We start from the raw sequence: 15,591 nt of genomic DNA, 5'->3' as shown, positions 1-15,591 counted from the left end.
GGAATTGGTTAGTTTTACAACGTTTTACTTTTACTGATCTAGGTTGAATAAATATTTAAGAATTTCTTTACGAATTGTTTTATGGTTGCTGGGGCTTATTATTGGTTTAATTGTCCTTCTCTATATTTTACTTAATATCCCCGCCGTACAGAACTTCGCTGTTCAAAAAGTGGTATCTTATATAGAGACTAAAATAGATACGCCAGTTGAATTAAAAAGAGTTTCATTAAAACTACCGAAGCTCCTAGTTTTAGAAGGTGTTTATTTTGAAGATCAAAAGCAAGATACTCTGCTTGCCGGCGAAAGTCTCTCTGTTGATATAAGTCTCTTAAAATTACTGAATAATAAAGTAGAAATCAATGAGCTGAACCTCAAGGGCATTACAGCTAATATTGACCGAACATTGCCTGATAGCGCTTTTAACTTCGATTATATTATCCGTGCTTTCGTTTCAGAGGAGGTTCAAGAAGAATCAACTGACACGGCGGCAGCAATGGAATTTTCCATCGACCGGATCAACTTAGATCGTATTCAATTACGCTATAAAGATGAGATTATCGGAACAGACGCTGATTTCTATTTGGGTCACCTAGACACGCGAATAAAAACTTTTGACCTTGAAAAGATGTTTTTTGAAATCCCGAAAATAACGATTGACGGGATTCGTACAGTTGTTATTCAGTCTGAAGTTGCAGAAGCCTCTTCCGTGCCCGCTACGGATGACCTAGGTGTTGAGGTTGTTGCAGGTGAAGATGCTGCATTGCCAGATGTAAAGCTCGGCGAAGTGTCGCTTAAAAACATTGATGTTTCATACGCCGATGAAGCAACGGCAATGGATGCAAAACTGAAATTTGCAAATTTACTTGTGGATTTTAACAGCCTTGATCTAAGAAACGAAAAAATAGATATTAAGAAGCTTTTATTAGAAGATACCGAAGGGGCATTAGCAATGGCTTCTGCCTCAGCAACACCACCTAGTACCCCGGAACGTGACACGTCATCAACAGATGAGACTTCAATGAATTGGATTGTGAATGTTGATGACATCAACTTCAAAAACACAAACATAGCATATGATGATAATAAGTCGCCAAAGCTCCGTAAAGGTCTGGATTATGCACATATGAACATCTCCAATCTTAACATCGACCTTAATGAGCTATATTTCTCGATGGATTCAATTTCTGGCGATCTACAAAAGTTCACATTTAGAGATACGAGTGGTTTACAAATCAATAAACTGGAAAGTAAATTTTCCTATACTAACACAGGGGTCTTATTGGAAGATTTTATTCTAGAGACACCGAATACCCAACTAGAAAGTGGAGTTACGCTGAACTATCCATCTCTCGATGCAATCAGTGAAAACCCGGGGTTAATCGACCTAACTGTATTGGTTGATGATAGTCACCTCGGCATGAAAGATGTTGTTCTGTTGGTTCCTACACTGGACACAATGGAGGTGATGCAGCCGCTTCTTGATCGCACCTTCAACCTTGAAGCAGACCTTAACGGCTCTTTAGCAGATCTAACCATCAGAAGATTTATCGCAAGTACGCTAGACGACACCTATGTAAACATTTCTGGTTCTGTCCGCAATGCAATGGAACCGGAGCGATTGTTCGCAGATTTAAAAATTAAAACAATCCAGAGTAGCAACCGAGACTTAACTCGTCTTATTGCAAAAAGCTTATTGCCTCCTGATATAGAAATACCGAATTCCATCAAATTAGCCGGTTCATTTCGTGGAGGAATGAATAACTTCAGAACAAATTTAGATTTGAACACTTCCGTGGGTAACGCAGACTTACTTGCTAATTATAGTGCAGCGCGAGACACTAGCTATAGTGCAAAAGTTCAAATTCAAAACCTGGATGTTGGTAGCTTTCTGAAAAACGACACAACTTTTGGGGCAATTACTTTCTTAGCCGATGTTGAAGGAACAGGTCTCGATCCAAAAACGATGGTTGCAAAGGGAAGTGCAACGCTTGTTAATGCCGAGATAATGGGCTATCCCTATCATGATATCAAGTTGGATTTTCAGGCAGACAGAGGAAATATTTTGGCTAATATGTTGAGTACTGATCCTAACATCGCTGTTAATATGAATGCGCAAGCCACCTGGACTGAACAATACCCTCAATTGCTGGTGAACCTAAGCGTTGATAGCCTGAATTTGAAAAACTTGAATTTGGTAGCTGATGATATTCGCTATCATGGTCGCATGGAGGTTGACTTGCCGACAGCCGACCCAGACTACCTTAACGGAGATATCAATGTAGTAAACTCTCTTCTTTTATACAACGGTGAACGCTATGCGCTAGATAGTATTAAGTTACATTCGGAAGCAACGGACTCCTTGAAACTACTAAACCTGGAAGCTGAATTTATGAACGCGATGGTCTATGGCGACTATAAACTGACGCAGATAGGAACAGCGATCAAAGATGTAGTGGAAACCTATTACAATCCGACGAATGTAGTCGATACAACATCTTATGATCCACAAACTTTCGAGTTCAACGCAGAATTAATTCGTTCACCGCTTATTATTAAGATAGCTCCTGCGTTGAGTGAGATGGAGCCAATTACGCTTTTTGGTAATTTTGCAAGTGAAAACAAATCATTAAACGCTCGTATTGGCGCTCCTCACATCCTATACGATAGTACGCTTGTAGATAACGTTAGCTTTGACATAAACACAGCAGATAGCACGCTATATTATGCTGGCGTAATAGGCGAAGTGAACGTATCCAACATCAATCTAATTAACACCCTCATCAGTGGTGATGTGAATAATAGCATTGTGAATACTGGCCTTTGGATTCGTGATACGGAAAATGTTAATCAGTATCATATTGGAGCAGAATTGCAAGCTGAGAACAACGACTTTTTGTTCAGATTGAAACCGGATGGACTTATCCTAAACTATGACCAGTGGAATATACAAGAAGGGAACGCCATCAGGTTTGGAGAACTAGGTATACATGCCAATGATTTCGTATTGGAAAACAGTGGACAGAGCTTACAGCTGCAATCAAGGGACTCTAGCCGAAACGCACCGATTGATGCCGTTTTCTCGAACTTTAGGATAGAAACTTTCACCAAGTTTATCGAAAGCGAGACGCTTAAGTTAGGTGGTGCCATTAATGGGGATGCTACAGTAGATCGTTTTGAAAGTTCACCAGTTTTTGTTTCTGATCTGACTGTCAATGATTTTTATTTTGGTACGGATACGGTAGGAGATATTAATATTCAAGTTGACAATCAGCGAGAGAATACTTTTGCCGCTAACATTTCCATTACCGGTAATGGAAATGATGTCAATCTAAATGGCGACTATGTCAGTCCCCCTGAAGCATCTTCTACGATGGACTTTGATTTAAACGTCAACAGGCTTAACATGTCTACGTTGGAAGCCTTTTCTTTTGGAAGTCTACGTCGCGCTGATGGTTATTTGAACGGAAAATTAGATATTACAGGTTCTCCGGACGCGCCTCGCTTAAACGGGAGCTTACTATTTAATAATGCACAACTTAATGTGTCCATGTTAAACGCTCAGTTCTATTTCGATAACGATGCCATCCATTTTAACGACCGAGGGATAGCGTTCAGAGATTTTTCTATTGCTGACAGTGTTGGTAATACGGCAACAATTAACGGTATTGTTGGAACATCAACCTATACCGATTTTAACTTCAATCTAGCTCTTAAAGCATCCGATTTCCAGGTTTTAAATTCATCCCAAGTTGACAATGACTTGTTCTATGGAACCCTTTTCATTGATAGCGATCTCCGTATAACCGGATCGATGGAAAGTCCAGAAGTGAATGGTTCTCTTAATGTCAATGATAAAACAAAAATGACTATTGTAGTACCAGACTCTGAACCGGGACTGGCAGAACGAGAAGGTGTCGTAAAATTTGTTGATCGGAGTGATACGAGCAGCTACGATTTGTTTAACCAGCAAATAGCAGAAACCCCGCAAACGGTTACTGGAATGGATGTTTCCCTTAATATTGGAGTTGACCGAGATGCGGAATTTAATGTGGTTATCGATCCCGGAACAGGCGATGCTCTGTTTATTAAAGGAGAGGCTCAACTTAACGCAGGTATCAGTCCCGGAGGGAACATGTCCCTAGCTGGCACTTATGAGGTAGAGGAAGGGCACTACAATCTTTCATTCAATATGATAAAGAGGAAATTTGATTTTAAGCAGGGAAGTACAATTGTATGGAACGGCGAACCGATGGCGGCTGATTTGAATATTACAGCCGGTTATGATATTGATGCAGCCCCGATCGATCTTTTAGAGAACCAGCTTGCTGGACGAAATAGTAATTATTATAAACAAAAAATCCCATTTGAAGTCGAGTTATTTATAACTGGAGAAATGATGAAACCCGAAATCTCATTCGGTATCGACTTGCAGGATGAGAACACCGGTGTCTCGCAAGATGTGACCAGTTTAGTGGAAACCCGTCTATCACAAATACGAGAAGATGAATCAGAATTGAATAAACAAGTTTTTGCTCTCATTATTTTAGGTCGATTTGTCGCCGAAAATCCATTCTCAAGTGCAGCCGGAGGTAGTGTCGAATCGATGGCACGTAATTCGGTCAGTGAACTTTTAAGTGCTCAGCTAAACAATCTAGCTGGCGACTTAATCGCCGGGGTTGAATTGAACTTCGACCTTCAATCTACAGACGATTATAGTACCGGCACTCAACAAAATCGTACAGACTTGAATGTCGGTGTTTCCAAGCGGCTATTGAATGATAGACTCAAGGTAACTGTAGGGTCTAATTTCGAAATAGAAGGAGGACAACCAGGTCGTCAACCGACAAATATTGCAGGCGATATCGCCCTTGAATATCAACTATCGCGAGACGGAAGATACTTTCTCCGCGCATTCCGCAAAAACCAGTATGAAGTAACACTACAAGGGCAGGTTATCGAAACAGGGATTGGCTTTAATATCAACATGGACTACGATAAGTTTGTTGAGTTATTTATGAATGCTGAGAAGTTACAAAGACACCTAAAAGAAGAACAAGAGAAAAAGAATATTGAATTAATGAAATCAGCACCTCAGCAAAGAAGACGATCCACTCAACCTAACGACAGTACCAACGTCATACAATTCAGAGCGAAAGGAGCAGAGAATGAGAATTAGATCTTTATATGTTTGGATACCTATCGTAATGTTTTTTGTTGCTAGCTCTTGCAGTAATATTAAATATCTCAAAGAAGGAGAAAATCTTTATGTGAAAGGTCGGGTAGAACTTAAACCTGACACCTCTTTTCCAGAGAAATATATTGAACCGTTGGAGTCAAATCTGGAAAGCTACCTGAGACCACAGCCAAATTCAAGTATTCTCGGTCTTCGTCCAAAACTGTATTTCTATAATTTGGCAGGAGATTCAACTACCACCGAAAAGGGCATTAAAGGTTGGCTGAAATATAAAGTCGGTGAACCTCCGGTACTTTTAAGCGATGTAAACAGACCGCATAATGAGGACTTGCTAAGAAACAGATTGGAAAACTTAGGGTTCTTCAATGCAGAGGTTAGTTCGGATACGACAATTAAGAACAGAAAAGCAACGGTATCTTATTTCGCTACACCACATGATAACTATAAAATAAAAGATGTTGTCTTTGAGCTAGACAGCACTGATTTCGGAAAAATTATTGATGAAACGAAAGATGGATCTCTGCTGAAGCCCGGGAACCCCTACAACTTTGACGTTATCGTTAACGAACGAACAAGGATTGACAATGAACTTAAAGCAAGAGGGTATTATTACTTTAACCCCGATTACTTGCTTGTGGAAGTGGATAGCACTGTTGGTGATCATCAAGTCGATTTATTTGTCACAGTCAAACCAGAGGCTCCTGACCAAGGTCTCCATCCGTATTATATCAATAATATTTATATTTTCCCGGACTATAACCTGCAACAAGGAACATATCAACTGGGTATACCCTCAGATAGTACAAGATATGGCGATTATTATATTATTGATCCGTTCAAGACCTATAGACGACGTGCTATTGCGAGACCCATGTCTTTTCAGAAGGGAGATTTATACACGAGGGCTAAACACACGCGAACAATTTCACAACTAGTAGGGCTTGGAACCTTTAAATTTGTCAAGAACAACTTTGTTCCGGTAGATTCAGCAGACAGCAATTTGCTGGATGTCTATTATTATCTCACGCCGCAACCGACCAAGTCCATGCATTTCGAAATTCTGGGCAAAACGGCTTCAGTTTATAACGGTTCGGAAGCTACGCTTTCTTGGCAACACAGAAGCGCCTTTAAAGGAGCGGAACTTTTCCGTCTTTCAGTTTTTGGCGGTTATGAGCTTCAAACTGGAGGTAACGTAAATCTAAACTCTAGCTTTTATCGCTATGGTGCTGAAGCTAGTCTTACCTTCCCGCAAATCATTGCCCCTTTTAAGTGGACACCCACCAAGCGTTTTGTCCCTCATACGACGATCCGTACGGGTTATGAGTTTTTAAACCGTCGGAATGCATATCGACTCAACTCGATGACCTTTGGCTTCGGCTATTCGTGGCGAGAGAGTAGTCAAAAAGAGCATGAGCTGGACTTACTTGAGGTAGCTTATGTTCGTTCGTCGAATATCACGCCGGAATACGAACTCGAGCTACAAAGAAACCCTAACTTGCGGCACGCCATTGACAAGCAGTTCATTATAGGGCCTAACTATGTGTTTACATATACGAACACAATGGAACAAAACAGGAAAAATACAATGTATTTTCGTGGCGGACTGGATTTATCAGGCAATATTATCGGGTTGATAAAAGGTGCAAATTACGATGAAGGGGACACATACAGTTTTCTGAATGCACCTATTTCTCAATATATTAAAACTGACCTGGACTTCCGGAATTACACAAAACTGGGATCAAAATCTGAAATCGCGGCGCGCGCGATGTTAGGCTTCGGTTATGCATATGGAAACTCCAACCAGATGCCCTATATCAAACAATTTTTTAGTGGTGGACCAAATGGTATAAGAGCCTTTAGAGCCCGTGCATTAGGACCGGGGTCTTACGAACCAGAACCATTTGGCGAATATAACTTTATACCTGATATGACGGGAGATATTAAAATGGAGGTCAATTTAGAATATCGCCGAAAGTTGGTAAGTATTATTCATGGTGCAGCGTTTGTTGATGCAGGTAATATCTGGTTGCTAAATGAAGATGAAAACAAACCAGGAGCTGCAATCAGCAAAGACTTCTTAAAAGAAATGGCTGTCGGTGCTGGGCTCGGCTTACGCTTTGATCTCACTTTCTTGGTCTTAAGAACAGATATCGCTATCCCCATAAGAATCCCTTATTTGCCGCAAGGCGAGCGTTGGGTGATTGACCGCATTGATTTCGGTGATAAACAATGGCGAAAAGACAATATTATATTCAATCTCGCAATTGGATATCCGTTTTAGCTATTTACTAAATCTGGGTGAAAACTTGTAAAGGGTATTTACCAATTAATTATCTATTAATTCCCTATTCTTCTCGTTCAAATCGACGAAAACAGGGTTACATTAGCAAATAAACTGGCGAAAAATCATCGCTGGATCCGAACAAAGTCTTAAGAGGAAATGGGATAAATAATAGCTTTACAGTTGAAAAATCCTTTCATTATTTCTATCTTGCTAAAGAACTTAATCATTTGCAGCTTTCACAAATAAAAAGTCATTATGAAAATAACAATCGTAGGTGCTGGAGCAGTAGGTGCTACTACTGCAGATAATATTGTCCGCAAAGAGCTCGCGGAAGAAGTCGTACTCTTAGATATTAAAGAGGGCTTTGCCGAAGGAAAAGCACAGGACATGTCCCAAACTGCTGCTCTGCTCGGCTTCGATACCACAATTACAGGCGTAACAAATGATTACAGTAAAACGGCTGGTTCAAGTGTAGCTGTGATTACCTCTGGTATTCCACGTAAACCTGGAATGACGCGTGAAGAGTTAATTGGCACTAATGCTTCTATCGTAAAGGATGTAGCGGAAAATCTTTTAAAATATTCACCTGAAATTATTTTAGTGGTTGTCTCAAATCCAATGGATACAATGACCTATTTAGCATTGAAAGCGACGGGACTTCCCAAAAATCGGATTATCGGGATGGGTGGAACTCTCGACTCAGCAAGATTTCGTTATCAGCTAAGTAAGAAGTTAGGTGCTTCTGCAGGAGATTTAAACGCTATTGTAATTGGCGGTCATGGTGACACGACAATGATTCCGCTCATTAAACATGCGACATGGAATAGTATTCCTGTTACGGAGTTTCTTTCATCTGAAGATCAAGAGGAAATCGTGAAGGCAACGATGGTGGGAGGCGCAACGTTGACGAAGTTAATCGGCACCTCTGCTTGGTATGCACCCGGAGCAGCATCTGCAGCAGTAGTGGAAAGTATTGTCCGCGATCAGAAAAAATTATTTACTGCGTCGGTGTACCTTGACGGAGAATATGGTTTCTCAGATATCAATCTCGGTGTACCTATTATTATCGGAAAAAGTGGTGTAGAGAAGATTTTGCCAATGAGCTTAGACGATGAAGATCAAGCGCGCCTCAGCGAAAGTGCAAATGCTGTACAGAAGATGAATGATGTCCTGAAAGATACCGGTATATTATAAATGACTGAAATTCCTTTGATCTTACTGAATTTACAAAACGATGGCTTTCACCTTTTGGTGGAGGTCACCGTTTTCGACAAACCATTCCGTGCAGTTTTGGACACTGGAGCATCAAAAACTGTATTTGATAAAGCCAGTGTGGAAACTCATATCGATCCAGAATTAATTAAACCCTCTGACCAACTATCGACCGGGTTGGGAACGAATACGATGGAAAGCTATACGCTTACAATTCCGGATTTCAAAATTGGTGATTTGCACCTGAAGAACTATGAAGCTGCGGTTTTAGATCTATCTACCATCAACATTGCGTACCAACAACTTGACATGGAACCTGTGATAGGTGTCATTGGTGGCGATTTACTCTACGAGTATAAAGCAAAGATCGATTATGAAAGTCGTTCCTTGTGTTTGGGTCTATCCAAAAGATAAACATAACCATGTTACGAATCAACGCGCTTAATTGTTATATCTTCTGTTTCGGCAATCATCAAAGGAACCCGTTCGACCGTCACAAAACTGGAATCAAGACCAAAGCCTTTTTCTTCGGACAAACTAAATCGTCGAAGAACATGGTAAATATCCACAACGATCTTTTGCATAAAGCTCAGATTATTAGATCGTGAAATTACTTTTTGTAAAACAACAAATTTAAAATCACCGACCATTTTATATTTTTTTAAACTATCGTATCGGCTGAAAATATCGATTTCACCTTTTTTTACCATATCCTCAATCACCTTGCGAAGCAATAAGCTGATTCGTTGTTCGACACGAAAGCCAAGTCGGAAATCGATACGGATCAATTTTTTATCTATAAGACTGGTTACTTTATATTCATTTGTAAAAGGTTCATCCCGTACATCTACATGTACTAGCCAATAGACGTCCGCTCGTTTCGGTTTTTTCTGAAGAATGGAGTAAATAATTTTCGATTCAATTTCAGAAACAAAATTAGCAGATGTGAGATAGACTAATTGCGAAGCATATCGCGGAACAGATTCATCCTCACTTAGATCTTGAAGTACAGGATAATAGTGTTCGATATCAACGAACCGAACGTAGGCATTTTTGATTTTCCTAGCCCACCACCAAGATAACATAACAGTAAACAAAATGCTGCTCAGAATTATTGTTAACCAACCTCCGTGAACTATTTTGACCCCGTTACTAATTAGCAGAGTAATTTCTAGAAGTAGAAAGACCGATACAAAAAACACAATTAGATATTTTGGTAAATGTTTTTTATCTAAGAAATATCCTATTAATATGGTGGTCATCAAAAAAGTAATATTAATGGCTAAACCATAAGCAGCCTCCATATGACGGGACTCCTGAAAGACCAATACGACCACCATACAGCCTAACCATAAAATAAAATTAGCCGAAGGGACATAGAGCTGGCCTTTTTGATTACTAGGGTAGTTAATCCGAACTTTGGGCCAAATATTGAGTCTAACTGCTTCGGAAATTAACGTAAAAGAACCTGAAATCATCGCTTGACTTGCGATAATAGCCGCAATCGTAGCTATGCCAATCCCATAGACCAAAAACCAATCTGGCATGATGAGATAAAATGGGTTTTGATAATTTAAGGTCAGGCCTTGATGCTGCAATAGCCATACCCCCTGGCCAAAGTAATTCAGGATCAGACACGCTTTTACAAATATCCAGCTTACCCGGATATTTGATCTTCCACAATGACCCAGATCCGAATAGAGTGCTTCTGCGCCCGTTGTGCATAAGAATACAGCACCCAATATAACCCAGGCGTTCGGGTAATTCACTAGAATATTAATCGCATAATATGGATTGATGGCTCTAAAAATATCAGGTTGTTGAATAACATATGCAAGACCTAAAACCCCCATTGTGCTAAACCAGATGAACATAAGCGGACCAAAAACCTTCCCTACTATCGAGGTCCCGAAACGCTGAATGATAAAAAGACAAGTTATAATAAAAAGAACAATCGGTACCGTCGGTAGCTCAGGAAAATAAATATTCAAGCCTTCAAGTGCCGAAGAAACCGTTATTGGAGGTGTTATCATGCCATCAGCTAGAAGCGCTGCACCACCAATCATGGCCGGAAAAATCAGCCATTTAGCTCGACGCTTTACTAAGGTGTATAATGAAAAAATACCACCTTCACCTTTATTATCCGCACGCAACACGATAAGCACGTACTTTATCGTCGTTTGGAGCGTAAGGATCCAAAAAACACAAGAGAGACCTCCTAAAATTAAGTCAGACGAAATAATATTATCTCCAACTATAGCTTTAAAAACGTAGAGTGGAGAAGTCCCAATATCTCCGAAAATAATTCCTAGGCTAATTAATAACCCAGCAGAGCTTAAGCGGTTTAGATTCTTATGTTTCTCCACCTTTCGATTTTTTGTGTGGCAAATGTATATATTCCTAAACCATTTCCAAAGATTTCTGTTTGTATCGATAATGCTCCAGTTTATTATCGAGAAGAAAAAAGTTGTTAAAAATTGTTAAAAGCTTACTTTTTTAACAAAAACATAGTATATTCAATAAAAAATGTTATACTTTTGCATCATAAGGTAATCTATGAAACACAACTACTTTTATACTCTTATTTTTTCACTCATCTTTCTCGGCACACTACTGGGGTTACCTAATCGTGCTTCAGCTGATGCTGCGTCGACGCTACAGGATTCGACAGAAAATAAGACTATCCTAAGTAAATTAAGTGATACAAGAACAGATAGACCCAAAAGTGCTCTATATACTTTTAAACCGTTCGCCCCATACGCTCCGTATTTAAAAATGGATCATCGCGAATCAGCGAAAACACTTAGCAATGTTAAGATTTACCCTAACCCGATATCAGAACAATTAAATCTTACTTTTAAACTAAGTAAAACAGTAAACGTATCCATCAAAATTATGGATGCTTTAGGGAACGAAATCAACACCTTATTGTCGGAAGAACTAGAAGAAGGCAATCAGGTTCATACATTTTCCATTAAGAGTAATCTTAATAGTGGATTCTATTTTATCAGAATCATGGCAGGAACGGAAACCGTGGTCAAAAGAATCCAAATTGTCTAATAGATGATAGTTAATTAGTTTGCAAGGCATTTTCATTTGAAATGAGGATGCCTTTTTTTGTATTTGAAGGTTCTAAAAGGTATCTTTCCAAAAAAAACACTATGAAGGTTATTGCCGTAGGACGCAATTATATTGATCACGCGAACGAGCTAAAAAACCCTGTACCGACCGAGCCGGTAATTTTTCTCAAACCAGATACCGCCCTACTAAAAGAAAACAAAGATTTTTACTACCCTGACTTTTCCCAGGATATTCATTATGAAGTCGAAGTCGTATTACGCATTTGTAAAGAGGGTAAACATATTGCAGAAAAGTTTGCTGATAAATATTACGACCGTATCGGTTTAGGAATTGATTTTACCGCTCGAGATATCCAACAAAAACACAAAGAGAAAGGATTACCTTGGGAACTGGCAAAAGCGTTTGATCATTCAGCAGCTATATCTAATCTACTACCGAAAGAGGGTTTTGCCAATGCGCAAGCCTTAAACTTTCATTTAGATGTCAACAAACAGCGTGTACAAACGGGCGCAACTAAAGATATGATCTTTTCTTTCGCTAAGATCCTTACCTTCGTTTCGAAATACATCACGCTAAGGAACGGAGATTTAATTTACACAGGAACTCCCGCGGGAGTTGGTCCGATTCAAATTGGCGATCACTTGGAAGGATACCTCGAAAACCAAAAATTAATTGATTTCAGAATTAAGTGAAAATGAGAAGCAGATTAAGATTCATAAAGAAATTACTAACTAGTATATTTTTATTTGCTACCACCGTTGTTTATAGTCAATCTGACAAGAGTAATTTGCCAGTCGATTACTTTAGCCCCCCCTTAAAATTAGCACCTCAGGCCTCAGGAAGCTTTGGGGAACTTCGGCCAAATCATTTTCATACTGGAACAGATTATCGAACCAAACAAACAGAAGGGCATCCTGTCTATGCGGTCGCAGATGGCTATGTATCTAGGGCAAGGGTTCAAATTGGCGGTGGTGGTCATGCTCTTTATATTGATCACCCCAACGGCTATACAAGTGTCTATATGCACTTACAACAATTTAATAAAGAAATTGCCACAGTAGTCAAGAACAAGCAGTATGAAGAGCAATCTTTCGCAATTGACTTCCCTCCTGGTGAAAATCGTTTGCAGGTAAAACGGGGAGATGTAATCGCTCTATCGGGAAACACAGGTGGTTCAGGTGGCCCCCATTTGCACTTTGAATTACGAGACACTAAAACCGAGGAGGTAATTAACCCACAATTATTCGGCTTGACAATTCCAGACAACGTTCCCCCTACCCTAAGTGGTTTTACCGTTTTTCGACTAGGAGACGCTCCCTTTTCTGAAAATACACCACGTGAACATTTGCAACTAACCGGTGGCAATGGAGTTTATCGACTATCGCCAAACAATACACTAGCTGTAAACGGGCAAACAGGGTTTGGGATTGTGGCTGTCGACCGCAACTCTGCCTCTGCTAACTCTAACGGTATTTTCTCAACCGAGCTTATTTTGGATGGGAAAACAATTTTCAAATCAACGTTAGACGGGCTGTTTTTCCACCATAACCGGGCAATGAACTCTCACATTGATTATCCGACGTATATTTTAAAAAGCCGGCGTGTTCAAAAAAACTTTGTTGAACCTGGGAACCCGCTGACCATTTATAGTGATTTGGTAAATAATGGATTGATTGATATAAAGGATGACAAAATTCACGATATGCTTTATAAGGTAAGAGATGTTAAAGGGAATACAAGTACGCTTGCCTTTAAGGTAAAATACGATCCGTCATTGACAGTAAACCAGCATCTTAAGGAAAATAGCTATTTATTTCCATTTGATAAGGTTAATATTTTTAAACAGGAAGGGATCATCGTGGACATTCCGGCTAATTCGCTTTATAGCAATTTAAATTTTGTATATTCTAAGTCCCCGAAAAAGACAGGTGCATATTCGGAAGTTCATCATGTACATAATCGAATGATCCCAGTACATACGCCATATTCTTTAAGCATCCAGGTAACCGAACCTATACCCGACCACATGAAGGATAAACTCTTGTTGATCGACGGCCGAGGCCGATCCCGTGGAGGTACATTCGAAAACGGATACATAAACGCAAAGGTTTCGGAATTCGGCAGTTTTTATGTAGGAAGCGATACCAAAGCTCCCATCATAAGACCGCTTAATATTAGTGAAAACAAGTCTATGGCGTCCAGCTCTAGAATCAGCTTTAAAATTTCGGATGATCTCTCTGGCATTAGTACCTTCAATGGGTATATAGACGAACAATGGGTGTTGATGGAATATGACGCAAAGACCGCATCATTGTGGCACAATTTTGAGCCAGACCTCCCGAAAGGAAAACACCGTTTCATGTTGGTAGTTAAAGATGGCAGAAACAATGAAAAGATATATCAAGTAAATTTCACAAGATAAAAATCAAAATGAAAAAACTAGAAGTAGGAGATCCAGCTCCACCATTTAGCGCCAAAAATCAAACTGGAGAAACGATTAGATTAGATGATTTTAAAGGAAAGAAACTTATCCTCTATTTTTATCCAAAAGATAATACGCCGGGGTGCACAACTGAATCCTGTAACTTCAGAGATAATTATGAAAGTTTATTGAATAAGGGTTTTGAAGTTGTTGGTGTTAGTGTGGATGGAGAAAGGTCACATAAACGTTTCGCTGATAAACATGGCCTACCATTTAATCTATTGGTCGATGACGAGAAAAAAATGGTAGAGGATTACCAAGTCTGGGTTGAAAAAAACCTTTATGGCAGAAAATATATGGGAACGGCGAGAACAACTTTTATTATTAGCGAAGAAGGGATTATCGAACACATTATTAAAAAAGTAAAAAACAAAGAGGCGAGCCAGCAAGTCCTTGATTTATACGATCAGTAATTGGCTTCGTTAATAACGTCGCAAATCACTAACTTTGACCCTTAATCAGAATAATCAATTCAATGAGCGCAGAAATAGACAAATTAGAGAGCATCGCATCTCAAATCCGAAGAGATGTTGTGCGCATGGTACATGCATGCAACTCGGGTCACCCAGGAGGATCCCTAGGTTGTACCGATTACTTTACAGCCTTGTATTTCCATGTTTTAGATCATGACATGAATTTTAACATGGACGGGAAAAATGAAGACCTATTCTTTCTTTCACAAGGACACATATCACCGGTTTTTTATAGTACACTAGCACGGGCTGGCTATTTTGATATCTCAGAATTGCGTACATTTAGAAAGATCAATTCACGCTTACAAGGCCATCCAACTACACACGAAGACCTGCCAGGCATCCGTGTTGCTTCCGGCTCATTGGGCCAGGGCTTATCGGTTGCTGTTGGTGCTGCCCAAACGAAAAAGCTAAACGGTGACAAACACCATGTTTATGTCTTAATGGGAGATGGAGAACTACAAGAAGGTCAGGTTTGGGAAGCTGCCATGTATGCTGCTCACCATAAAGTTGATAACTTAATTGCTACGATTGACTTTAACGGTCAACAGATAGATGGCCCAACCGAAACAGTTATGTCTTTAGGAGATTTGAAGGCTAAATGGGAGGCTTTCGGTTGGGACGTAATTGAAATGAACGGAAATCAAATGATTGACGTTATTCGTGGATTTGAATTAGCCAAAATAAAAACAAACAAGAGCAAACCTGTTATGATCCTGATGCATACAGACATGGGATATGGTGTGGATTATATGATGGGCACACATAAATGGCATGGAGTAGCTCCCAATGACGAACAATTACAATTAGCATTGGATCAGCTCGAAGAAACATTAGGTGATTATTAACAGCGCATTAGACA

10 protein-coding genes are annotated in these 15,591 nt (G+C 39.7%); 9 read left to right on the top strand and 1 reads right to left on the bottom strand.

The window, feature by feature from the left end; genetic code table 11:
* Positions 1 to 43 precede the first annotated feature (43 nt).
* From D3P12_RS06570 to D3P12_RS06555, 4 genes are all read left to right on the top strand, one after another.
* Positions 44 to 5,176 (top strand): translocation/assembly module TamB domain-containing protein, encoded by a 5,133-nt coding sequence (locus tag D3P12_RS06570; RefSeq protein WP_118194232.1) that lies wholly within the window; start codon positions 44 to 46, stop codon positions 5,174 to 5,176.
* Positions 5,166 to 7,478 carry a translocation and assembly module lipoprotein TamL gene (gene tamL / locus D3P12_RS06565; RefSeq protein WP_118194231.1) on the top strand — a complete coding sequence of 771 codons (2,313 nt, stop codon included), beginning with the start codon at positions 5,166 to 5,168 and terminating at the stop codon, positions 7,476 to 7,478. Before D3P12_RS06570 ends, tamL begins: the two co-directional genes overlap by 11 nt.
* A gap of 258 nt (positions 7,479 to 7,736) precedes the next feature.
* Positions 7,737 to 8,675 carry a malate dehydrogenase gene (mdh, locus tag D3P12_RS06560; protein WP_118194230.1) on the top strand — a complete coding sequence of 313 codons (939 nt, stop codon included), beginning with the start codon at positions 7,737 to 7,739 and terminating at the stop codon, positions 8,673 to 8,675.
* Positions 8,676 to 9,107: a retropepsin-like aspartic protease gene (locus tag D3P12_RS06555; RefSeq protein ID WP_118194229.1), complete on the top strand. Its 432-nt coding sequence runs from the start codon at positions 8,676 to 8,678 to the stop codon at positions 9,105 to 9,107.
* Positions 9,108 to 9,118: 11 nt separating this feature from the next.
* On the opposite strand, the gene D3P12_RS06550 is transcribed toward D3P12_RS06555, so the two are convergent.
* Positions 9,119 to 11,059, bottom strand: coding sequence for a KUP/HAK/KT family potassium transporter (locus D3P12_RS06550; protein WP_118194228.1), 1,941 nt, complete (start codon positions 11,057 to 11,059; stop codon positions 9,119 to 9,121).
* Positions 11,060 to 11,249: 190 nt separating this feature from the next.
* On the opposite strand from D3P12_RS06550, the gene D3P12_RS06545 reads away from it, so the two are divergent.
* The 5 genes from D3P12_RS06545 to D3P12_RS06525 all read left to right on the top strand — a co-directional run bounded on the left by D3P12_RS06545 (position 11,250) and on the right by D3P12_RS06525 (position 15,577).
* A complete protein-coding gene (locus D3P12_RS06545; RefSeq protein WP_118194227.1) occupies positions 11,250 to 11,753 on the top strand; it encodes a T9SS type A sorting domain-containing protein in 504 nt (167 codons plus the stop codon).
* Between the two features lie 101 nt (positions 11,754 to 11,854).
* On the top strand, positions 11,855 to 12,466 hold the full coding sequence (locus D3P12_RS06540) for a fumarylacetoacetate hydrolase family protein (RefSeq protein WP_118197005.1): 612 nt from the start codon (positions 11,855 to 11,857) through the stop codon (positions 12,464 to 12,466).
* Between the two features lie 2 nt (positions 12,467 to 12,468).
* Positions 12,469 to 14,196 carry a M23 family metallopeptidase gene (locus D3P12_RS06535; protein WP_118194226.1) on the top strand — a complete coding sequence of 576 codons (1,728 nt, stop codon included), beginning with the start codon at positions 12,469 to 12,471 and terminating at the stop codon, positions 14,194 to 14,196.
* 8 nt (positions 14,197 to 14,204) lie between these two features.
* Entirely contained in the window at positions 14,205 to 14,669 is a 465-nt protein-coding gene (gene bcp, locus D3P12_RS06530; RefSeq protein WP_118194225.1) for a thioredoxin-dependent thiol peroxidase, read from the top strand.
* 62 nt (positions 14,670 to 14,731) lie between these two features.
* Complete coding sequence (locus D3P12_RS06525) at positions 14,732 to 15,577, top strand: transketolase (protein WP_118194224.1); 846 nt, start codon at positions 14,732 to 14,734, stop codon at positions 15,575 to 15,577.
* Positions 15,578 to 15,591: the final 14 nt, after the last annotated feature.

The sequence above is a fragment of the Pedobacter indicus genome, assembly GCF_003449035.1.
Taxonomy (GTDB): domain Bacteria; phylum Bacteroidota; class Bacteroidia; order Sphingobacteriales; family Sphingobacteriaceae; genus Albibacterium; species Albibacterium indicum.
This window is presented reverse-complemented; position numbering and strand designations above follow the sequence as displayed.